Source organism: Geodermatophilus sp. SYSU D00766 (assembly GCF_054049915.1).
This window is the reverse complement of record NZ_JBJGYI010000013.1, coordinates 44,088-63,579: the sequence shown is the minus strand read 5'-3', so window position 1 is coordinate 63,579 and position 19,492 is coordinate 44,088. Positions and strand designations below refer to the sequence as shown.

The following is a 19,492-nucleotide window of genomic DNA, read 5'->3' as shown; positions in this document are numbered from 1 at the left end:
GCGACGCCGCAGGAGCCGTCGCAACGCCTCGGGAGGTCCCTCCACATGCGCCGACGTGTCCTCGGGCTCGTACTGCTGGGCCTGGGAGGCCTCTGCCTCGGTGCCGCCCTCGCCGTCCGGCTGTTCCTCGCGCCGTCGCTGGTGAGCCTGCCGCTGGACCAGGAGGCGTCGCGGACCGTCGTCGACCCGGAGGCCACCTACCTCGACGGGGAGACGCTGTCGGAGGTCACCGGCGAGGTCACCGCGCGGCTGACCGTGCAGGGCGACCCGGCCGCCGAGGAGGCCTCCGACGACGTCGCGGTGTGGAACTCCGGCACCACGATCACGAACGAGGACGGCGACCTGCTCACCGAGCCCGCCGAGGTCGTCAACTGCCTCGACCGCAAGACCGCCGAGGCGGTCGACTGCGACTCGGCCAGCGCCGACATCGACGGCCTGACCCTCACCTTCCCGTTCGGCACCGAGCAGCGCGACTACGACGTGTGGAACGGCAACGTCGGCGAGGCGGTCCCCGCCCGCTACGACGGCGAGGACGAGGTCGACGGCGTCGAGGTGTACCGCTTCGTGCAGTCGGTGCCCGAGACGGTGATCCGCACCGCCGAGGTGCCCGGCACCTTCGCCGGCGAGTCCAGCGCCGACACGGTCACCGCCGACGTCGTCTACAGCAGCGAGCGGACCATCCTGGTCGAACCCGTGAGCGGCAAGATCGTCAGCTCCGTCGAGCACCCGGTCACCGTGCTGCGCGGCCCGAGCGGGGACACCGGCCTGACCGTCCTCGAGGCCGAGCTCGGCCCCACCGGTGACGGGCTGGCCGAGGCCGCGGCCGACGCCGCGGAGACCCGGGACCAGATCACCACCGTGCAGCGGACCGTGCCGCTGGCCCTCCTCGGGCTCGGCCTGGTGCTGCTGGTCGTCGGCACCCTGCTGTACCTGCGCTCGCGGCCGGGCGCGCACCGCGCCGACGGCGCCCCCGCCGCCACGGCCACCGAGCCGGTGACCGTCGCCCGGTGACGCCCGCCGCCCCGCGCGGCCGGCTCCTGGAGCCGTGACCGCGACGCTCGTCCCCGAGCCCGCCGGGACCCTCCCGGCGGGCTCGGTCGCGTCCCGGGCGGCGACGGGGACGCCCCCGGACCCCCGCGCCGGCGTGCTGCTGCACCGGGTGCGGCTGGCGGTGGTGTGCCTGGGCCTGCTCGGGCTGGCGTTCTCGCAGTCGCCCGGGCGGGTCGTCCCGGACACCAAGCTCGACCTGACCGTCGACCCGGCCGGCTTCCTCGCCCGCGCCCTGCAGCTGTGGGAACCCGAGGGCTTCGCCGGCCAGGTGCAGAACCAGGCCTACGGCTACCTGTTCCCGATGGGTCCCTTCTTCGCCCTGGGCGACGCCGTCGGCCTGGACGCCTGGGTGGTGCAGCGGCTGTGGCTGGCGCTGCTGATGAGCACCGCCTTCCTCGGCGTCGTCGTCCTGGCCCGCCGGCTCGGGATCGGCTCGCCGGCCGCCGGCATCGTCGGCGGGCTGGCCTACGCGCTGGCCCCGCGCATGGTCACCGCGCTGGGCGCCACCTCCGTCGAGGTGGTGCCGATGGCGGTCGCGCCGTGGGTGCTGGTGCCGCTGGTCGGCGCCGCGGCGGCCCGCTCCCCGCGCCGGGCCGCGGCGCTGTCGGGCCTGGCGGTGCTCTGCGCCGGCGGGGTCAACGCGGTCGCGGCGTCGGCGGTGCTGCCGCTGCCGGTGCTGTGGCTGCTCACCCGGCCGGGCGGCCCGCTGCGCCGCCGGCTGGCCGCGTGGTGGGCCGGCGCCGTCGTGCTGGCCACCGCATGGTGGGCCGGGCCGCTGCTGCTGCTCGGGCGCTACAGCCCCCCGTTCCTCGACTACATCGAGAACGCCGACGTCACCACCGCCCCCACCGACGTGCTCTCCGTGCTGCGCGGGGTCGACCACTGGCTGGCCTACCTGGGCACCGCGACCGGGCCGACCTGGCCGGCCGGGTGGGTGCTGGTGGCCGAGACCCTCCCCGCGGCCGGCACCCTCGTCCTGGCCGGCGCCGGCCTGCTGTCCCTGGCCCGCCGTGACCTGCCCGAGCGCACCTGGCTGGTGCTGGGCCTGCTCGCCGGCGTCGCGCTGGTCACCCTCGGGCACCTCGCCACCGTCGACGGGCTGCTCGCCGGCCCGCTCAACGCGGCGCTCGACGGCGCCCTCGCCCCGCTGCGCAACGTGCACAAGTTCGACCCGGTGCTGCGGCTGCCGCTCGCCCTGGCGCTGGCCCACCTGGTCGGCGTCCTCGCCCGCCGGCTGCGGGAGGACGGGCCCGGGCCGCGGCCGGCGTCCTGGCCCGCCCGCTGGCCGGCACCCCGTGGGCTGGCGGTGCGCGGCGCGCTCGCCGCCGTCGTCCTCGCGCTGGTCGCCACCGCCTCCCCGGCGCTGGCCGGGCGGCTCGCGCCGCCGACCGGCTTCGAGGAGGTGCCCGGCTACTGGGCCGAGGCGGCCGGCTTCCTCGCCGCCGAGCAGCCCAGCGGCCGCGCGCTGCTGGTGCCCGCGTCGTCGTTCGGCACCTACGCGTGGGGGAGCCCGCAGGACGAGCCGCTGCAGCCCCTGGCCGACTCGCCGTGGGACGTCCGCAACGCCATCCCGCTCACCCCCGAGGGCCACATCCGGGTCCTCGACGCCGTCGAGCGGCGGCTCGAGCGCGGCGAGGGCTCCGCCGGGCTGACCCGGTTCCTCGCCCGCGCCGGCGTCTCCCACCTGGTGCTGCGCAACGACCTCGACACCGGGGCGGCCGCCTCGACCCGCTCGGTCCTGGTGCGCCAGGCGCTGCGCGACTCGCCGGGCATCACCCCGGTCGCCGCCTTCGGCCCGACCGTGCCGGCGCTGCCCTGGACCGAGGGGATCGTCCTCGACGCCGGCCTGGTCGAGCCGGCGCCGGCGATCGAGGTCTACGCCGTCGCGGGCACCGCCCCCCGGGCGTGGACCGCGCCGCTGGCCGAGACCGTGCCCGTGGCCGGCGGCCCCGACGCGGTGCTCGCGCTGGAGGACCGCGGGCTGCTCGGCGACCGGCCGACCGTCCTCGCCGGCGCCGCACCCGACGGCGTCGGCCCGGGGATGGTGGGCGACGCGCTGGTGCGCCGGGAGCGCGCCTTCGGCCGCATCACCGGGGCGACGTCGGCCGCGCTCGCGCCGGACGACCCGCGGCGCCTGACCGGCCCGGCCCGCGACTACCTCGACGCCGACCTCGCGCGCGGCGAGACCGCCGTCCGCTGGTCCGGCGGCACCGCAGCCGCCTCCAGCTCGGCCTCCGACGCCGGCAGCGCCGGGGGCGCCCGTCCCGACGCCTCCCCGTGGGCCGCCCTCGACGGGGACCCCGCGACGGCGTGGCGGCCGGCCGCCGGCTACGGCGACACCGGCCCGGCGGAGTGGCGGCTGACCGCCGACCGGCCGTTCCTGGCCGCCGGCGTGACGATCACCCTCGACGCAGCGACCGCCGCCGACGCGCCCGCCGAGGTCCGCCTCACCACCGACCGCGGGACCATCACCCGCCCGCTGCGCCCGGTCGCCGGGCCGCAGGACCTGCCGCTGCCCGCCGGGACCACCGCCACGCTGGCCATCGGTGCCGACGACGGCGCCGCCCTGGCGCTGGCCGAGGTCGCGGTGCCCGGCGTGCGGGTCACCCGCTCGCTGGTTCCCCCCGCGCCGGACGGCGAGGTCGCGGCCTGGGCCTTCGACGCCCTGGGCCCCGGCGGGTCGGCGTCGGGCTGCGTGGTCGACGCCGCCGGCACCCCGCGGTGCGCCGCCGCGCTGGTGGCCGGCGCGGAGGAGCCCGCCGGGCTCGACCGGGTGTTCACGGCCGCCGACCCGGCCCGCGCCCAGCTCACCGCCACCGCGGTGCCGCGACCCGGGCCGGCGCTCGACGCGCTGCTCGCCGAGGCCGGCGGGCTCGACGTCGCCGTCGCGGCCAGCAGCACCGCGGTGGCCGACCCGCGCGGCAGCGCCCTCGCGGCGGTCGACGGCGACCCCGCGACCGCGTGGCACGCCGACCCGGGCGACGCCGCGCCGACCCTCACCCTCACCTGGCCGCGGCCGCGCACCGTCGACTCGCTGCGGGTGGTCACCACCCCCGGCCTGGCCGCCGCGTTCCCCACCGCGGTCACCCTCACCGCCGGCGGCCTGCCGCGCACCCTCGGGCTCGACGACGACGGCGCCGTCCGCTTCGCACCGGTCACCACCGACCGCCTGCAGGTGACCCTCGCGGCGCCGCTGGAGCTGGACACCTTCGACCCGGTCACCCGGTTCGTCACCCCGCTGGGCACCGGGGTGAGCGAGCTGCAGGTCGGGAGCGCCGCGCCGCTGGACCTCGCCGCCGAGGTCACCGTCCCGTGCGGGGACGGTCCCGCGGTCACCGTCGACGGCGAGACCCGCGCGACGACGGCGACCGCGACCGTCGGCGCGCTGCGCGACCTCGAGCCCCTGGAGCTGCAGGTCTGCGGCGACCCCGCGGTGCGGCTGGCCGCCGGCGAGCACCGGCTGGTCGCCGCGGGCACCGACGTCCTCGCCGTCCGCTCGGCCACCCTCGTCGCGACCGACCTCGGGCCCGGGCCCGGCCGCGACGCGGCCGCGGTGACCCGCTGGGACGCCGAGCACCGCGCCGTCGAGGTCGCCGCCCGCGACGAGGCCACCCTGCTCGTCGTCCCGGAGAACACCAACCCCGGCTGGACGGCGACGCTGGACGGCGAAGTCCTCGAGTCCGTCGCCGTCGACGGCTGGCAGCAGGGCTGGGTGCTGCCGCCCGGCGCCGCGGGCACGGTGTCGCTGGAGTTCACCCCGGGCGCGGCCTACCGGGGTGCGCTGGCCGCCGGCGCCGGCGCGGTGCTGCTGCTGGTGCTGCTGGCGGCGCTGCCGGTGCGGCGCACCCGGACCACCGCCGAACGCCGCCCCGGTCGCGGGGCGACGGTGCTGGTCGTGGTGGCCGCCGTCGCCGGCACCGCGCTGGTCGGGGGCGTGGTCGGGCTGGGCCTGCTCGCGGCCGCCGTCGCCGTCGCCGGTGCGCTGCGGGCGCGGCGGGCCGCCGTCCTCGGGGGCATCGCCGCGGCCGCCGTCGGGGTCGCCGGGGCACTGCTGCTCACCGTGCCGGCCGCCACCGGCACCGCCCGGCAGGTGCTCGCGCTGGCCGCCGTGGCGGCGGTGGTGGCCACGGTGCTGCCCGCGCCCGGCCTCCGCGGGCCGGCGGCCCGGCTGGCGGCGCGGCTGCCCCGGCGGGGCTGAGGACCGGAGACCGGTCAGGGGGCCAGCGCCTGCGCCTCGTCCTCGTCGCGGGCCACGGCCCGGTCGGCGGGCCTCACCGGCGGCCGGTCGGGCACCACCGAGCGCAGCCGCTCCACCAGCGGCCGCTCCAGGACCCGGTAGGACAGCGCGGCCACCGCGACCGCGGCGGCCAGCGTGCCGCCCAGCACCACCGGCAGCGGGCTCTCGAACAGGTCCCAGAACGCCACGAGCAGCAGCAGGTGGAACAGGAAGACGCCGTAGGAGATCTCCCCGGCCCAGTGCACCGGGCGGCTGGCGAGCACACGGCGCGCGCGGCCGCGGGTCTGGTCGCCGAACACCAGCGGCAGCACCGCGAGCGCGGCCACGCCGGTGTAGAGCACGTGCTTGACCACCACCTGCGGGCCGGTCAGCCCCTGGTCCAGCTGCACCGGGCCGGTGAGCGGGCCGGCGGCCACCCAGAACAGGGCGGCGGCGCCGGCCCAGCAGGTCCACGGGCTCGACGCCAGCACCTCGACCGCCCGGACCGGCGCGCGGTCGGGTGCCGACACGGTGAGGACCGCGACGGCCATCCCGGCGGCGAACCAGGACAGGTAGGCCGGCAGCCACAGGGTCAGCGAGCCGAGGACGAGCGGGTCGCTCGCCGCCCAGAGGCTCCAGCCCCACCCGAACAGCGACAGCACCCCCAGCCCGGCGAGCAGCCGCCGCGGCCGCCACCCGCCGGCGACCGCCAGCAGGACGCGGACCAGCAGCGGCAGCAGCAGGTAGAAGGCGACCTCGGTGCACAGGCTCCAGGCGTGGTCGAGGCCCTCGGCGTGCCAGTCGCGCGAGTAGATCTGCGTCAGCGTCAGGAAGCGCAGCCAGTCACCGGCCGTGGCGCCCTCGTTGCCCGGGAGGAAGAGCATCGCCAGCGCCACGCACAGCCAGTAGGCCGGCAGGATCCGCAGCGCCCGCCGCCACAGGTAGGCGGTGGTGCGCGGGGCGGGCCGGTCCTCGGCGGCGGCGCGCAGGAACGGCTGGGAGAGCAGGAACCCCGACAGCGTGAAGAACACCGCGACGCCGACGTCGAGGCGGGCGAGGGCGAACCCGCCGGGGTCGGGGGTGTAGGCGCCGGCCCAGAACGCGGCGTGGGTGGTGACGACGGCCAGCGCCGCGAGCGCGCGCAGGCCGTTGAGGCAGGGGTAGCGCACCGCGGTCAGCCCCCGCCCGGCGTCAGGGGACGGGGCGTCCCGACGGTCACCACGCCCACGCACACCGGCACCCCCGGGTCGTCGACGGCGACCACCAGCTCGTCGACCGCGCCGTCGACCTGCAGGTACAGGTCGCGCAGCCCGGCGCCGACCAGCGTGCCGCCGAGGGTGTCCCCGGCCTGCACCGTGACGGCGTTGGCGCCGCCGGCGATGTAGGCGACCTGCACGATCCACCGGCCCGGCGGCACCGCCTGGCGCAGCGGGACGGTCACCGGCGCGCCGGCCACCTGCCAGCCGCAGTCCGGCTGCGGCCCCGGGCCCGACGTCGTCACCGGGTCGACGGCGGCGAGCTGCCCGCGGCCCCGGTCGTCGAGCGCGGCGAGCTGGTGGGTCACCTCGCCGACCTGCAGGAAGTGCGGCTGCGCCGGCAGCCCGGAGAGCACCACCGAGGCCCGGTTCGCCGGCGCGAGCGCCCCCGGCACGACCTCCTCGGGCACGGTCGTGTCGGCGACGACGAGGTCCTGCCGCCCGATCACCGACGCCCGCGCCTCCGCCACGTAGTCGCGGGTGGCGTTGACCGACCAGAAGGAGGCGAACCCGGCGGTCGACAGCACGCAGCCGACGGCGAGCGCGCCGCCCACCGCCACGCCCAGCGCCGGGCGGGCGAGGCGGGCGGGGAGACCCGCCGCCCGGCGCCGCCGGAGCACCGGGGGAGCGCCGACGACGGGCAGCACGGCCAGCGTCAGGCCCAGCGCCGCCAGCAGCGCCAGGGTCGCCGGCGCGACGGTGCCGGCGGGCAGCCCGCCGGTCACGTCGGCCCGGTCGGGCGCGGCACCCTCGGCCAGCAGGACGACCGCGCCGGCCGCGGCCGCGAGCAGCCACGCCCGCAGCGCGCCGCCGGCGAGCACCACGCTGCCCACCACGACGGCGGCGACGACGGCGCCCGCGCCCCACACCAGCGCCGGCGGGGGCTCGGGGACGGCGAACGGCAGCGCCACCGGCCGCCACCCCCACGGGCCGCCGACCAGGCCGGGCAGCACCGTGCGGGCCAGCTCGCCGGGGGCCGCCCCGGCCGCCGCGCGGAGGCGGGTGGGGTCGAGCAGCGGGCCGGCGTCGGTGAGCACCCGGGCGAGCAGCCCGGCGAACACGCCGGCGGCCTGCGCGGCCCACGCGGTGCGCCACCGCGCGAGCGCCCGCACGCGCTCCCGCAGCGGTCCGGCGGTGGCCCACGCCAGCGTGCCGGCGAGGAGCAGCACCGGGACGAGCGCCACCCAGCCGGCGAACAGCAGCCCTCCCGCCACCGCGAGCCCGGCGACCACCGCCGGTCCGGGGGCGCGGGTCCGCAGGTGCCGCACGTGCGCGCCGACCGCCGTCAGCAGGACCAGCTGCAGGGGCAGCTGGACGAGCGCGGCGCTCCACCACAGCCCGCCGACGAGCGGCAGCGAGCTGGTGAGGTAGACGGTGAACGGCAGCAGCACCGCCGGGCGGCGGCCGGCGAGCTCGACCAGCAGCCGGTAGAGCAGCAGGTCGACGAGGAGCTGGCCGGCCACCTCCAGCGCCACCAGCCCGGGCCAGGAGTAGGGCGCCACCGAGGCCACGCCGCGGGCGAGGGCGGCGGCCGCGGGCGGGCCGGGCACCTCGCCGGTCAGCCCGATGAGGGAGGCCGGCGCGAGCAGGTCCTGCCGGGTCAGCCAGCCGCCGGCCGCCGTCCAGGCGCGCAGCAGCAGGTGCACGGCCACCAGGGCCGCGGCGACGGCGGGGACGAGGGCCTCGCGGTCGACCCGCAGCTGCACGACGGTGCGCGGGGAGCCCGCCCGCGGCGCCGTCCCGGTCGCCGGCTCTGCGGCGGGGACGCCGACGTCCGCAGGTGAGGCCATGGAACTCCGATCGCTGTGAGCGAGGTCTCGACGGAGGGTAACCAGCGACGTTACCGGCCGGTAGCCCGCCGCCGGGTGAGCCGGCTCAGGCGGTGCGGGCGACGAGCTGGACGAGCACCTCAGTGGCGACGTCGGTGTCCTCGGCGAGCGCCGCGGCCTCGCCGCGCTCGACCCGGGCCAGCATCAGCTCGTTGAGCCCGCCGACGGCAGCGAGCACCAGCGCGCGGTCCACCGGGCGCACCTCGCCGGGGTGCCGGCGTGCCAGGTCGGCGGCGACCCCGCTGATCAGCTCGACGTAGCGGTCGATGACCTGCCGGCGCAGCGCGAGTGCCGGGCGGCCGGCGGCCTGCACCTCGACCAGCGACGCCCACGCCACCTCGGGGTTGGCGGCGAGCACCTCCAGGTAGGCGCGCACCGCCGTCCGCAGCCGGTCGCGCCAGGGGAGCCCGGCCGCGGCGGCCTGGGCGGCCCGCACCGTGGCGAGCATCTTGTCGCTGGCCCGGGTGTAGAGCTCGAGCAGGCAGTGCTCCTTGTCGCGGAAGTGCGCGTAGACGACGGTCTTGGACACCCGGCCCTCGCGGGCGATGTCGGAGATGGTCGTGGCGCGGTAGCCCTTGGCCGCCATGCAGGTGGCCAGCGCCAGCATGATGCGCACCCGGCGGGCGGCGTCCTCCTCGGTGAGGTCGGCCGGCGAGACCAGGGCTTCCACGGCCGGGATGCTACGGCCGCCGGGCCCCCGGACCGGCCCGCGACGCCGCGGCCGGCGGCGGCGGTGAGGCGGTTCACCGCCCGCCCCGGGAACACATCGCCGCCGGGGGCTGTCGTCCCCTGGGTGACGCCCCCGACGCCTGCCCGTGCGCCGCTGCGCGCCTACGCCGTCTGGCTGACCGCGCTGGCCGCCTACGTCGTCGCGGTCTTCCACCGCGCCTCCCTCGGCGTGGCGGGCGTGGAGGCGCAGGAGCGGTTCTCCGCCGGCGCCTCGGCGGTGTCGTTGTTCCTCGTGCTGCAGCTGGCCGTCTACGCGGGGCTGCAGGTGCCGGTCGGGGTGGCGCTGGACCGGTTCGGCTCGCGACGGCTGATCCTCGCCGGCGGGCTGACGATGGCCGCCGGCCAGCTGGTGCTGGCGATCGCCACCGACGTCCCCACCGCGGTCGCCGCCCGGGTGCTCGTCGGCGCCGGGGACGCCATGACCTTCATCAGCGTGCTGCGGGTGATCGGGTTCTGGTTCCCCGGCCCCACCGTCCCGGTCGTCACGCAGCTCACCGGCATCCTCGGGCAGGTCGGGCAGATCGTGGCCGCCTACCCGCTGGTCGCGCTGCTGCACGCCGCCGGCTGGCGCAGCACCTTCCTCGGCGCCGCGGCGGTCGGCGTGCTCGTCGTGGTCCTGGCGTCGGCCACGCTGCGCGACGCCCCGCCCGGCACACCCGCGAGCAGCGCCGCCGGGCTGGCCGAGGTGCGCCGCAGCCTGACCCTCACCTGGCGCGAGCCCGGCACCCGCATCGGCCTCTACACCCACCTGGTCACGCAGTTCTCCGGCACCGTCTTCGCGCTGCTGTGGGGCTATCCGTTCCTCGTCCTCGGCCAGGGGCTGGCCCCGGCGACGGCGGCCGGGCTGCTGAGCCTGCTGGTGGTCGTCGGCATGGCCGTCGGCCCGCTGCTGGGCCGGCTGTGCGGGCGGTGGCCGCTGCGCCGCTCGGTCCTCGTGCTCGGCATCCTCGGCCTCACCGCGACCACCTGGACGGCGGTGCTGCTGTGGCCCGGCCGGGCGCCGCTGTGGCTGCTGGTGGTGCTGGTCGTGGTCCTCGGCACCAACGGCCCGGGCTCGATGATCGGCTTCGACTACGCCCGCACCTGGAACCCCGCCGAGCGCCAGGGCAGCGCCAGCGGCGTGGTCAACGTCGGCGGGTTCGTCGCCTCGCTGCTGACGATCCTCGCCATCGGCGCGGTCCTCGACGCGCTCACCCCGGGCGGCTCCACCGCCTACGACCTCGGCGCCTTCCGCGCCGCGTTCGCCGTCCAGTACGTGTTCTGGGCGGTCGGGCTGGTCGGCGTGCTGCGCCACCGCCGCGTGCTGCGCGCCCGGCTGGCCCGCGACGGCGTCGTCCTCGCCCCGCTGCACGCCGCCGTCACCGCCCGGCTGCGCGGGGGCTCGGCCTACCGCTGAGCGTGCGGCAGGATCGGCCGGCGTGGAGGCCGGCGGCACCGACGCCTACCGCCCCGACGCCTGGCACGACCTGGCGGTGGCGGCGGTCGGTGCCACCGCGGCCCTGACCGGGCTGCTGTTCGTCGCGGTCTCGATCAACCTCGACCGGATCCTGTCCTACGCCTGGCTGCCCCGCCGCGCGGGGGCGACGCTGGTGCTGCTGGTGGCACTGCTGGCGGCCGGCCTGTTCGTCCTCGTCCCCGGCCAGCCGCTGTCGGTGCTCGCCGCCGAGCTCGCCGCCACAGGGCTGGTGCTCGCCGTCACCGGGGCCGCCGAGCTGGTCCCGGTGCAGGGGGAGGCCGGCCGTCCCCGGGGCAGGCGGGTGAGCCGGGCGGTCATCGTGCTGCTGCCGGCCGGTGCCCTGCTGGCGGCGGCGGGGTCGCTCGCCCTCGGCGACGGCGGCGGGCTGTACTGGCTGGCCGGGGCCCTCGTCGGCGGGATCGCGGCGGCCTGCGCGAACGCCTGGGTGCTGCTCGTCGAGATCATGCGCTGACCTCGCGTCCGCACCGCCGCCGCGGGCAGGATCGCGCGCATGGACGTGGTGGTCGGGCTGGACAGCGGGACGACGGCCACCAAGGCGGTGACCGCGGGAGTCGACGGGCGGGTCCGCGACCTGGTCAGCGTCGGCTACTCGCTGTCGATGCCCGCGCCCGGCCGCGCCGAGCTCGACGGACGGCGCCTCGCCGACGCCGCCGTCCAGGCGCTCGCCGCCGTCAGCGCCGCCGTCCACGGGCGCGGCGACCGGGTCGTGGGGATCTCCCTGTCCGCGGCGATGCACGGTCTGGTGCCCATGGACGACGACGGCCGGCCGCTGGGCCCGGTGGTCACCTGGGCCGACGACCGCGCCGCCGGTTTCGCCGGGGCGCTGCGCGCCGACGGCCGCGCCGGCGGGCTGCACACCCGCACCGGGACGCCGGTGCACCCGATGTCCCCGCTGCTCAAGCTCGCCTGGCTGCGCGCCGAGGACCCCGACCGGCTGGCCGGCGTGCCGCGCTGGGGCGGGGTGAAGGAGCTCGTCGTCGCGGCGCTGCACGGCGGCCCGCAGGTGCTCGACCGCTCGTGCGCCTCCTCGACCGGCCTCTACGGCCTGCGCACCGGGTCCTGGGATCCCGAGGCGCTGCAGATCGCCGGGGTGCGCGCCGACCAGCTGGGGGTGGTGCTGCCGACGACGGCGGTGCTGCCTGGGTTGCGCCCGGAGGTGGCCGCGGCGACCGGGCTGCCCCGGGACACCCCGGTGGTCATCGGCGCCTCCGACGGCGTGCTGGCCAACCTCGGCCTCGGCGCCGTCCGCCCGCAGGTCGCCGCGGTGTCGCTGGGCACCAGCGGCGCGATGCGGGTCGTCGTCCCCGAGCCCACGACCGACCCCGCGCACCGGCTGTTCTGCTACGCGCTCACCGACGACCAGTGGGTGGTCGGCGGCGCGGTGAACAACGGCGGCTCGGTGGTGCGCTGGGCGGGGCAGGCCCTGGCCGGCGGGGAGGCGCTCACGGGGGAGGACGCCGACGCCCTCGACGCCCGGTTGCTGGCCGAGGCGCAGGAGGTGCCGGCCGGCAGCGCGGGGCTGCTGTGCCTGCCCTACCTGCTCGGCGAGCGGGCGCCGTGGTGGCGCTCCGGGCTGCGCGGCGCCTACGTCGGCCTGCGCCGCGAGCACCGCCGGCCGCACCTGGTGCGGGCCGCCGTCGAGGGGGTGTGCCAGCAGCTCGCGCTGGTCCGCGACGCGTTCTCGGCCACCGGCGTGCCGGTCACCGAGGTCCGCGCCACCGGCGGCGCGGTGGCCTCCCCGCTGTGGGTGCGCACGCTGGCGGCCGCGCTCGACCTCCCGGTGCGGGTGGCCGACTCGCCGGAGGGCACCGGCCTGGGCGCGGCGCTGCTCGGCCTGCACGCCCTCGGCGCGCTGCCCGACCTCGACGCGGCGACCGCGCTCGTCGGCGTCTCCGACCCCGTCGAGCCCGACCCGGCCGCCGCGGACCTCTACCGCCGGGTGCGCCCGCTGGTCGAGCGGTCCGCCGACGCGCTGGCCGACGTCCTGGCCACGCTGGACGCCCTCGACGACACCCCGTCGGGCCACCCGGTCTGACCGCGCGCCACCGAGGCGCGGACGCCGTCGTCCCGCGCCAGGATGGCGCCCTGACCGCAAGCGGAGGTGCGACATGAGGGGTGCGGCGCGGGCCGCGGTGGCCGGGCTGGGCGCGGTGGCGGCGGTGGCCGCCCGGGACCTGCTGCAGCGGGAGCACACCCTGCTGCGCAACTTCCCGGTGATCGGGCACGCCCGCTACCTGCTGGAGTCGATGGGGCCGGAGCTGCGGCAGTACCTGGTGGCGGGCAACAACGAGGAGCGGCCCTTCACCCGCGACCAGCGCCGGTGGGTCTACGCCTCGGCCAAGGGGCAGAACAACTACTTCGGGTTCGGCACCGACAACGACCTCGAGTACACGGCGGGCTACCCGGTGATCAACCACCGCACCTTCGGCCGCGCCGTCCCGCCGTCGCACCCGCACTCCGCCTCCGACGTCGCGCTGCCCTCGGCGAAGGTGCTCGGCGGCCCGCGCGGGCGGCGCCTGGCGTTCCGGCCGGCGTCGGTGGTCAACGTGTCGGCGATGAGCTTCGGGTCGCTGTCGGGCGCGGCGGTCGAGGCGCTCAACCGGGGCGCGGCGCTGGCCGGGTGCCTGCACAACACCGGCGAGGGCGGGCTGTCGGTGCACCACCGGCACGGCGGGGAGCTGGTGTTCCAGATCGGCACCGCCTACTTCGGCTGCCGCGACGAGCGAGGCCGCTTCGACCTGCAGCGACTCAAGGACCTGGTGGCGTCCGCGCCGGTGCGGGCGCTGGAGGTCAAGCTCAGCCAGGGCGCCAAGCCCGGCCTGGGCGGGGTGCTGCCGGGGGCGAAGGTGACCGCCGAGATCGCCGCCGCCCGCGGAGTGCCGGAGGGCGTCGACTGCGTCAGCCCGTCCCGGCACGCGGAGTTCGGCGACGTCGACGGCCTGCTCGACTGGGTGGAGCTGCTGGCCGCCGAGACCGGGCTGCCGGTGGGCATCAAGTCCGCCGTCGGCGACATGGCCTTCTGGGACGAGCTGACCGCGCTCATGGCCGGCACCGGCCGCGGGGTGGACTTCGTGACGGTCGACGGCGGCGAGGGCGGCACCGGCGCCGCGCCGCTGATCTTCACCGACTCGGTGTCCCTGCCGTTCCAGCTCGGCTTCGCCCGGGTGTACTCGACCTTCGCCCGGCGCGGGCTGGCCGAGCAGGTCACCTTCGTCGGCGCCGGCAAGCTCGGGCTGCCCGACAACGCGATCGTGGCGTTCGCCCTCGGCTGCGACATGGTCAACATCGCCCGCGAGGCGATGCTGGCGATCGGCTGCATCCAGGCGCAGAAGTGCCACACCGACACCTGCCCGACCGGCGTCGCCACGCAGAACGCCTGGCTCAGCCACGGCCTGGACCCGGCGCTGAAGTCGGTGCGGCTGGCCAACTACGTCGCCACGCTGCGCCGCGACCTGCTCAAGGTGGCCGAGGCCTGCGGCGTCGAGCACCCGGGGCTGATCGACACCGGCTCGGTCGAGGTGCTCACCGGGCGGACGGCGTCGACCCCGCTGGGCGAGGTCTACGGCTACGAGACCGGGTGGGGGCTGCCCTCGGCCGCCGACCGCGAGCAGATCGTCGCGGTCATGACGGCCGAGGCCCCCCAGGGCGGCTCGGCACCCCCCTCGGAGGACGCCCAGGCATAGGAAGCTCTCCCCACGTCCTGGGCGCCAGGACGTGGGGATCGCTTCCTATGCCGCGCCGCCGCGCAGCAGGTCCTCGAAGGAGGGGACGTCGGCGAACGGGTCGGCCGGGCGAGCCGACGCCGGCCGTCCGGTGACGACGTCGGCCAGTTCGCCGGCCGCGCGGTCGACCCGCGCCGCCAGCTCGCCGCCGGCACCGTCGCCGCCGGCCCAGTCCTCGCTCGCCGCGAACACCGCGGTCGGCACGGTCACCGCGCGCAGGTAGGCGAACAGCGGCCGCATGGCGTGCTCGAGCACCAGCGAGTGCCGGGCGGTGCCGGCGGTGGCGGCCAGCAGGACGGGCGTGCCGGTGAGCGCGTCCTTCTCCAGCACGTCGACGAAGGACTTGAACAGCCCGCTGTAGGAGGCGGTGAACACCGGCGTCACCGCGATGACGGCGTCGGCGCCGGTCACCGTCTCGATCGCCGCGCGCAGCGCCGCGTTCGGGAAGCCGGTGACGAAGGCGTCGGCCAGGTCGCGCGCGTGCTCGCGCAGCTCGACGACCTCGACGACGGCGTCCTCGCCCCGCTCGCGCAGGGCGGCCACCGTCGCGGCGGTCAGCCGGTCGGCCAGCAGCCGGGTCGACGACGGCGTCGACAGCCCGGCGCTGACCACGGCCAGGGTGCGGGTGGTCACGCGGAGACCTCCTCGGCGGTGCGCCCGGTGACGTCGTCACCGGGCGCGTGGACGGTGGGGTCGACCGCGCCGCCGCGGGCGGCGACCCGCGAGGCGTGGGTGGGCGCGTCGGGCACGTGCGCGGGCTTGAGCGCCGCGAACTCCCGGCGCAGCACCGGCACGACCTCCTCGCCCAGGACGTCCAGCTGCTCGAGCACGGTCTTCAGCGGCAGGCCGGCGTGGTCGACGAGGAACAGCTGGCGCTGGTAGTCACCGACGTACTCGCGGAACCCGAGGGTGCGCTCGATGACCTGCTGCGGGGAGCCGACGGTCAGCGGCGTCTCGCGGGAGAAGTCCTCCAGCGACGGGCCGTGGCCGTAGACCGGCGCGTTGTCGAAGTAGGGCCGGAACTCGTCCACGGCGTCCTGCGAGTTCTTGCGCACGAACACCTGACCGCCGAGGCCGACGATCGCCTGGTCGGCGCTGCCGTGGCCGTGGTGCTCGAAGCGGCGGCGGTAGAACTCCACCATCCGCTGCGTGTGCTCCTTCGGCCAGAAGATGTGGTTGGAGAAGAACCCGTCGCCGTAGTAGGCGGCCTGCTCGGCGATCTGCGGCGAGCGGATCGACCCGTGCCATACGAACGGCGCGACGCCGTCGAGCGGGCGCGGGGTCGAGGTGAAGCCCTGCAGCGGCGTGCGGAAGCGGCCCGACCAGTCGACGACCTCCTCGTCCCACAGCCGGCGCAGCAGCGCGTAGTTCTCGACCGCCAGCGGCAGCCCGTCGCGGATGTCCTGGCCGAACCAGGGGTAGACCGGGCCGGTGTTGCCGCGGCCCAGCATGAGGTCGACGCGGCCGCCGGCGAGGTGCTGCAGCATCGCGTAGTCCTCGGCGATCTTCACCGGGTCGTTGGTGGTGATCAGCGTGGTCGCCGTCGACAGCTGCAGCCGCTGCGTGCGCGCCGCGACGTAGGCCAGGGTCGTGGTGGGCGAGGACGAGAAGAACGGCGGGTTGTGGTGCTCGCCGAGGGCGAAGACGTCCAGGCCGACCTCCTCGGCCTTCTCCGCGATCCGGACGACGGCCTGGATCCGCTCCGCCTCGCTGGGCGTGCGGCCGGTGGTGGGGTCGGTCGTGATGTCGCTGACCGAGAAGACGCCGAACTGCATCTCGTGCTCCATGTGGTTGAGCGTGCAACTACTGCACTCCGCCGAACCCCCGGCCACCCGGATCCATTCCCAGGCTCTCGTGACCGTGCCGAGACACATCCACTGCGCTGCGTGATCACCCCGGCACGTCGCGACGACCCCACTCCGACGGCCCGGTCCGCTGCCCGTCGGGCCGGTCCGGCCGGTCCCCCGGGGTGGGAGATTGTGATCACTCCGACCGGCCAGCGGGGAACCGGATCGGACGGCGTACCGAGGGGGACCGGGATGTCGCAGGTGGGTGAGGGGCGCGCACGGCACGCAGCGGCCGGGGACGACGACCCGAGACGGGCACCGAGCGGGCTCGACGGCCTGCTGGGCACGGGGCCGGTGTTCAAGACGGCGGTGCGCGGCTACGACCGCGCGCAGGTGGACACCTACGTGGACTGGGCCGAGACCGAGGTCATGGTCCTGCGGCGGGAGAACGACCACCTCCTCAGCCGCTACGCCGCCTGCTCGACCGAGCTGCAGAACGCCCGGCGCCGGCTCGCGGCGCTGGTCCGCGAGCGGCAGTCGCTGCCCGGGCCGGAGGAGGCCAGGGCCCTGGTGGCCCGGGCCGAGCAGGAGGCCGCCGCGGTCACCTCGACCGCCGAGGAGGAGGCCCGGCGGCTGCTCGCCGAGGCCCGCACCGAGGCCGAGGCGCGGCTCCGCGGGGTCGCCGAGATGCGCGAGGCGGTCATCGCGCTGCGCCAGCAGACCCGCAGCGAGGCCGCGGCCGTGCTCGAGGCGGCCCGCCGCCAGGCGGCGGAGGTGGGCCGGGCAGCGGCCGAGGAGCGCGCCCGGCTCGACCGCGCGGCCGCCGAGGCGCGCGAGCAGCGGGACCGGGAGGCCGCCGAGGTGCGCGCCCGGGCCGACGCCGAGGCGCTCGAGCGCCGGCTGGCCGCCGAGGCCGAGCTCGCGCCGCTGCGCGACGAGCGCGACCAGGCCCGCGAGTGGCTGCTCGGGCTGACCGGCCAGATCGACCGGGCCCTCGCGGTCGTCGCCGGGGCGCTGCCCGAGGACGTCCCCGTCCTCGCCGAGCGCCGGGGGACCGCCGGAGTGCCGGACGGTCGCGACCCGGTCGCCGTCGGTGATGCGTCGCAGCTCACGATGCTGCACGGGGCCGGCCGGCCCGAGGTCGCCGCGGCCTCCTGACCGGCTCGCTGAGCAGGGCGGACGCCGGCCGCGGGGTCGGCGTCCGTCCCGCCTGCACCCCACCTGTCCCGCCCGTCCCTCCGGTCCCCGTGTTGTCACGGACCGGTAACGGCCTCTACCGTGGCGGGCGTCCGGTTGGTCGTCCCTCCCCGTCCGGGGAACCTGGCCGGACGCCGCCGAGTCGTGTCCGTCCCCGCGGACGCGAGCCGGGGACCCACCGCAGTGCCGGGGTGAATCGCACCCGGCGAGCTCCGCTCGCCGGCGCGTAGGGCTGCTTCCCGCCCGAACCCGTCAGCTAACTCGGTAGGCGGCTCACGGAAGGAACGGAGTCTCCGCATGCCCCGCCTCCGGGCCCCCGTGGCCCGCAGGTGCAGCCGCCGGCGCGCGCAGCGTGCCCTCGCGTCCTCCTGACGCCGGCTCGACCCTGCCCTGCCGCGCCCGGCACCGCCGGAGCCGCCGGAGACCCGCACTCCGCCAGACCCCGTAGACCGCGACCGCGTGTGCGCGCCCACGCCCCGGGCCGCCGCGTGCTCTCTCCCCCCGGAGTTCCCACCCTCATGCCCCGTAACCGCCACACCGCCTCCGACACGCCGGAGACCCTCGAGGCCGCCGCCGTCGAGGTCACCGACGTCGACGAGGCCCCCGCCCGCCGCCGCGGCCTGCTCGGCTCCCGCCGTCCGGCGCTGCTGCTCGGCACCGCCACCGCCGGCGCCCTGCTCGTCGGCGTCCTGACCGCCACCGGTACCGGCGGCAGCGCCGACACCGGGACCGACACCGCGAGCGCCTCCGTGGGCGTCGCCGAGGCGCTGGGCATCCCGCCGCAGTCCGAGGACGAGGACGCGGCCACCACCAGCGCCATCGGGGACGACACCCTCGCCTCCCTCGAGGACCTCGCCGCCTCGCGCAACCAGCGCACCGCGGTCGACGCCGCCGCCGTCGAGGCCCAGGCCGCCGCCGAGCAGGCTGCCGCAGAGCAGGCCGCCGCCGAGGAGGCCGCCCGCGTCGCCGCCGAGGAGGAGGCCGCCCGCGCCGCCGCCGAGGCCCAGGCCGCCGCCGAGGCCCAGGCCGCTGCCGAGGCTGCCGCGGCCGAGCAGGCCGCCGCCGAGCAGGCTGCTGCCGAGCAGGCCGCTGCCGCCGCGCCGGCCGCCGCGGCCACCGAGGCGCCGGCCGCCAGCAGCAGCGGCTCGAGCACCGCCAAGAGCGGGTCGTTCAAGGACTACGCGCTCAGCCTCGTCGGCGCCGAGCAGTTCTCCTGCCTGGAGAAGCTGTGGGGCAAGGAGAGCGGCTGGAACCCCACCGCGCAGAACCCCACCAGCACCGCCTACGGCATCGCGCAGTTCCTCGACTCCACCTGGGCCAGCACCGGCATCGCCAAGACCTCCGACGGTTACCTGCAGATCGACGCCGGCCTGATCTACATCAACGACCGCTACGGCTCGCCGTGCGAGGCCTGGGCCCACTCGCAGGCCACCGGCTGGTACTAGAAGGACCCGCTGCCCCCCACACCTCGCTCCGCTCGGCGGGGGCCCCTGCACCGGGGCCGTTCCAGCACGTCACCCAGGGGGGCCGTTCCGGTACGTCACTGAGGGAGGGCCGGTGACCAGGGTGGTGCCCGCGGCGTTCGTCCGCGCGCACACCCAGGTCCGCCGGCCCTCCCTCGTCCCGGAGGTGCGGCTGCACGTCGCCGACGACGTCGTCGCGCTGTGGGAGGCCATGGAGGACGCCGGCGGGGCCGGTGAGGACCCGCCGTTCTGGGCCGCGGCCTGGCCCGGCGGGCAGGCGCTGGCCCGGGCCGTGCTCGACGGCGCCGTCCCGGTGGCCGGCCGCCGCGTCCTCGACCTCGGGTCGGGCAGCGGGCTGGTCGCCGTCGCCGCCGTCCTCGCCGGTGCCCGGCACGTGCTGGCCAGCGACGTCGACCCGTTCTCCCGGACGGCGGTCGCGGTCAACGCGGTCCTCAACGGCGTCACCGGGATCAGCGTCATCGGCGACGTCCTGCACCGCGAGCCCCCCGACGTCGACCTCGTCCTGGCCGGGGACGTCTGCTACGACCGCGTGATGACCGAGCGGGTGCTGCCCTTCCTCGACCGGGCCCGCGCCCGCGGCAGCGCCGTCCTCGTCGGCGACCCGGGCCGGCCCTACCTGCCGCACGAGCGGCTCGAGCCGGTCACCGTCCTCGACGTGCCCGAGACCGAGGGCCCGGGCCTGCGCCGCACCACGGTGTGGCGGCTGCCCTGAGCGCCCCCGGGCACCGAGCCGCGCTCGGTAGGG

The 19,492-nt window shown here is 77.6% G+C and carries 14 protein-coding genes and 1 riboswitch; of the genes, 9 read left to right on the top strand and 5 right to left on the bottom strand.

The annotated features are described in order from the left end of the window. Nucleotides 1-45 precede the first annotated feature (45 nt). Nucleotides 46-1,011: a DUF3068 domain-containing protein gene (locus tag ACI8AD_RS12170; RefSeq protein WP_456870784.1), complete on the top strand. Its 966-nt coding sequence runs from the start codon at nucleotides 46-48 to the stop codon at nucleotides 1,009-1,011. 34 nt (nucleotides 1,012-1,045) lie between these two features. Continuing rightward, nucleotides 1,046-5,248, top strand: a complete 4,203-nt coding sequence (locus ACI8AD_RS12165) for an alpha-(1->3)-arabinofuranosyltransferase domain-containing protein (RefSeq protein ID WP_456870783.1) — start codon at nucleotides 1,046-1,048, stop codon at nucleotides 5,246-5,248. Between the two features lie 14 nt (nucleotides 5,249-5,262). Here ACI8AD_RS12165 and ACI8AD_RS12160 read toward each other — a convergent pair whose 3' ends face one another. The 3 genes from ACI8AD_RS12160 to ACI8AD_RS12150 all read right to left on the bottom strand — a co-directional run bounded on the left by ACI8AD_RS12160 (nucleotide 5,263) and on the right by ACI8AD_RS12150 (nucleotide 9,021). Further along, nucleotides 5,263-6,435 carry an acyltransferase family protein gene (locus ACI8AD_RS12160; RefSeq protein ID WP_456870782.1) on the bottom strand — a complete coding sequence of 391 codons (1,173 nt, stop codon included), beginning with the start codon at nucleotides 6,433-6,435 and terminating at the stop codon, nucleotides 5,263-5,265. Nucleotides 6,436-6,440: 5 nt separating this feature from the next. Next, complete coding sequence (locus ACI8AD_RS12155; RefSeq protein WP_456870781.1) at nucleotides 6,441-8,312, bottom strand: hypothetical protein; 1,872 nt, start codon at nucleotides 8,310-8,312, stop codon at nucleotides 6,441-6,443. 85 nt (nucleotides 8,313-8,397) lie between these two features. Then, nucleotides 8,398-9,021 carry a TetR/AcrR family transcriptional regulator gene (locus tag ACI8AD_RS12150; RefSeq protein WP_456870780.1) on the bottom strand — a complete coding sequence of 208 codons (624 nt, stop codon included), beginning with the start codon at nucleotides 9,019-9,021 and terminating at the stop codon, nucleotides 8,398-8,400. A 123-nt stretch (nucleotides 9,022-9,144) separates the two neighbouring features. Between ACI8AD_RS12150 and ACI8AD_RS12145 the strand changes: the two genes are divergently transcribed. From ACI8AD_RS12145 to ACI8AD_RS12130, 4 genes are all read left to right on the top strand, one after another. Then, on the top strand, nucleotides 9,145-10,476 hold the full coding sequence (locus tag ACI8AD_RS12145) for an MFS transporter (RefSeq protein ID WP_456870779.1): 1,332 nt from the start codon (nucleotides 9,145-9,147) through the stop codon (nucleotides 10,474-10,476). A gap of 22 nt (nucleotides 10,477-10,498) precedes the next feature. Further along, entirely contained in the window at nucleotides 10,499-11,008 is a 510-nt protein-coding gene (locus ACI8AD_RS12140) for a hypothetical protein (RefSeq protein ID WP_456870778.1), read from the top strand. A 39-nt stretch (nucleotides 11,009-11,047) separates the two neighbouring features. Next, nucleotides 11,048-12,592 (top strand): gluconokinase, encoded by a 1,545-nt coding sequence (locus ACI8AD_RS12135; RefSeq protein WP_456870777.1) that lies wholly within the window; start codon nucleotides 11,048-11,050, stop codon nucleotides 12,590-12,592. A gap of 73 nt (nucleotides 12,593-12,665) precedes the next feature. Further along, nucleotides 12,666-14,240 carry an FMN-binding glutamate synthase family protein gene (locus ACI8AD_RS12130; protein ID WP_456870776.1) on the top strand — a complete coding sequence of 525 codons (1,575 nt, stop codon included), beginning with the start codon at nucleotides 12,666-12,668 and terminating at the stop codon, nucleotides 14,238-14,240. A 45-nt stretch (nucleotides 14,241-14,285) separates the two neighbouring features. Here the strand turns inward: ACI8AD_RS12130 and ACI8AD_RS12125 are convergent, their stop codons facing one another. Together ACI8AD_RS12125 and ACI8AD_RS12120 are read right to left on the bottom strand one after the other, a co-directional pair. Beyond that, on the bottom strand, nucleotides 14,286-14,912 hold the full coding sequence (locus tag ACI8AD_RS12125) for an FMN reductase (protein ID WP_456870775.1): 627 nt from the start codon (nucleotides 14,910-14,912) through the stop codon (nucleotides 14,286-14,288). Next, a complete protein-coding gene (locus ACI8AD_RS12120) occupies nucleotides 14,909-16,066 on the bottom strand; it encodes an LLM class flavin-dependent oxidoreductase (RefSeq protein ID WP_456870774.1) in 1,158 nt (385 codons plus the stop codon). The genes ACI8AD_RS12125 and ACI8AD_RS12120 overlap by 4 nt, the downstream gene beginning before the upstream one ends. Before the next feature lie 252 nt (nucleotides 16,067-16,318). Here ACI8AD_RS12120 and ACI8AD_RS12115 point away from each other — a divergent pair, with 252 nt between their 5' ends. From ACI8AD_RS12115 to ACI8AD_RS12105, 3 genes are all read left to right on the top strand, one after another. Further along, nucleotides 16,319-17,224: a DivIVA domain-containing protein gene (locus ACI8AD_RS12115; protein ID WP_456870773.1), complete on the top strand. Its 906-nt coding sequence runs from the start codon at nucleotides 16,319-16,321 to the stop codon at nucleotides 17,222-17,224. A gap of 164 nt (nucleotides 17,225-17,388) precedes the next feature. After that, nucleotides 17,389-17,550: riboswitch (cyclic di-AMP (ydaO/yuaA leader) on the top strand. Nucleotides 17,551-17,781: 231 nt separating this feature from the next. Beyond that, a complete protein-coding gene (locus tag ACI8AD_RS12110; protein ID WP_456870772.1) occupies nucleotides 17,782-18,708 on the top strand; it encodes an aggregation-promoting factor C-terminal-like domain-containing protein in 927 nt (308 codons plus the stop codon). A gap of 112 nt (nucleotides 18,709-18,820) precedes the next feature. Next, nucleotides 18,821-19,459, top strand: a complete 639-nt coding sequence (locus ACI8AD_RS12105; RefSeq protein ID WP_456870771.1) for a class I SAM-dependent methyltransferase — start codon at nucleotides 18,821-18,823, stop codon at nucleotides 19,457-19,459. Nucleotides 19,460-19,492 lie beyond the last annotated feature (33 nt).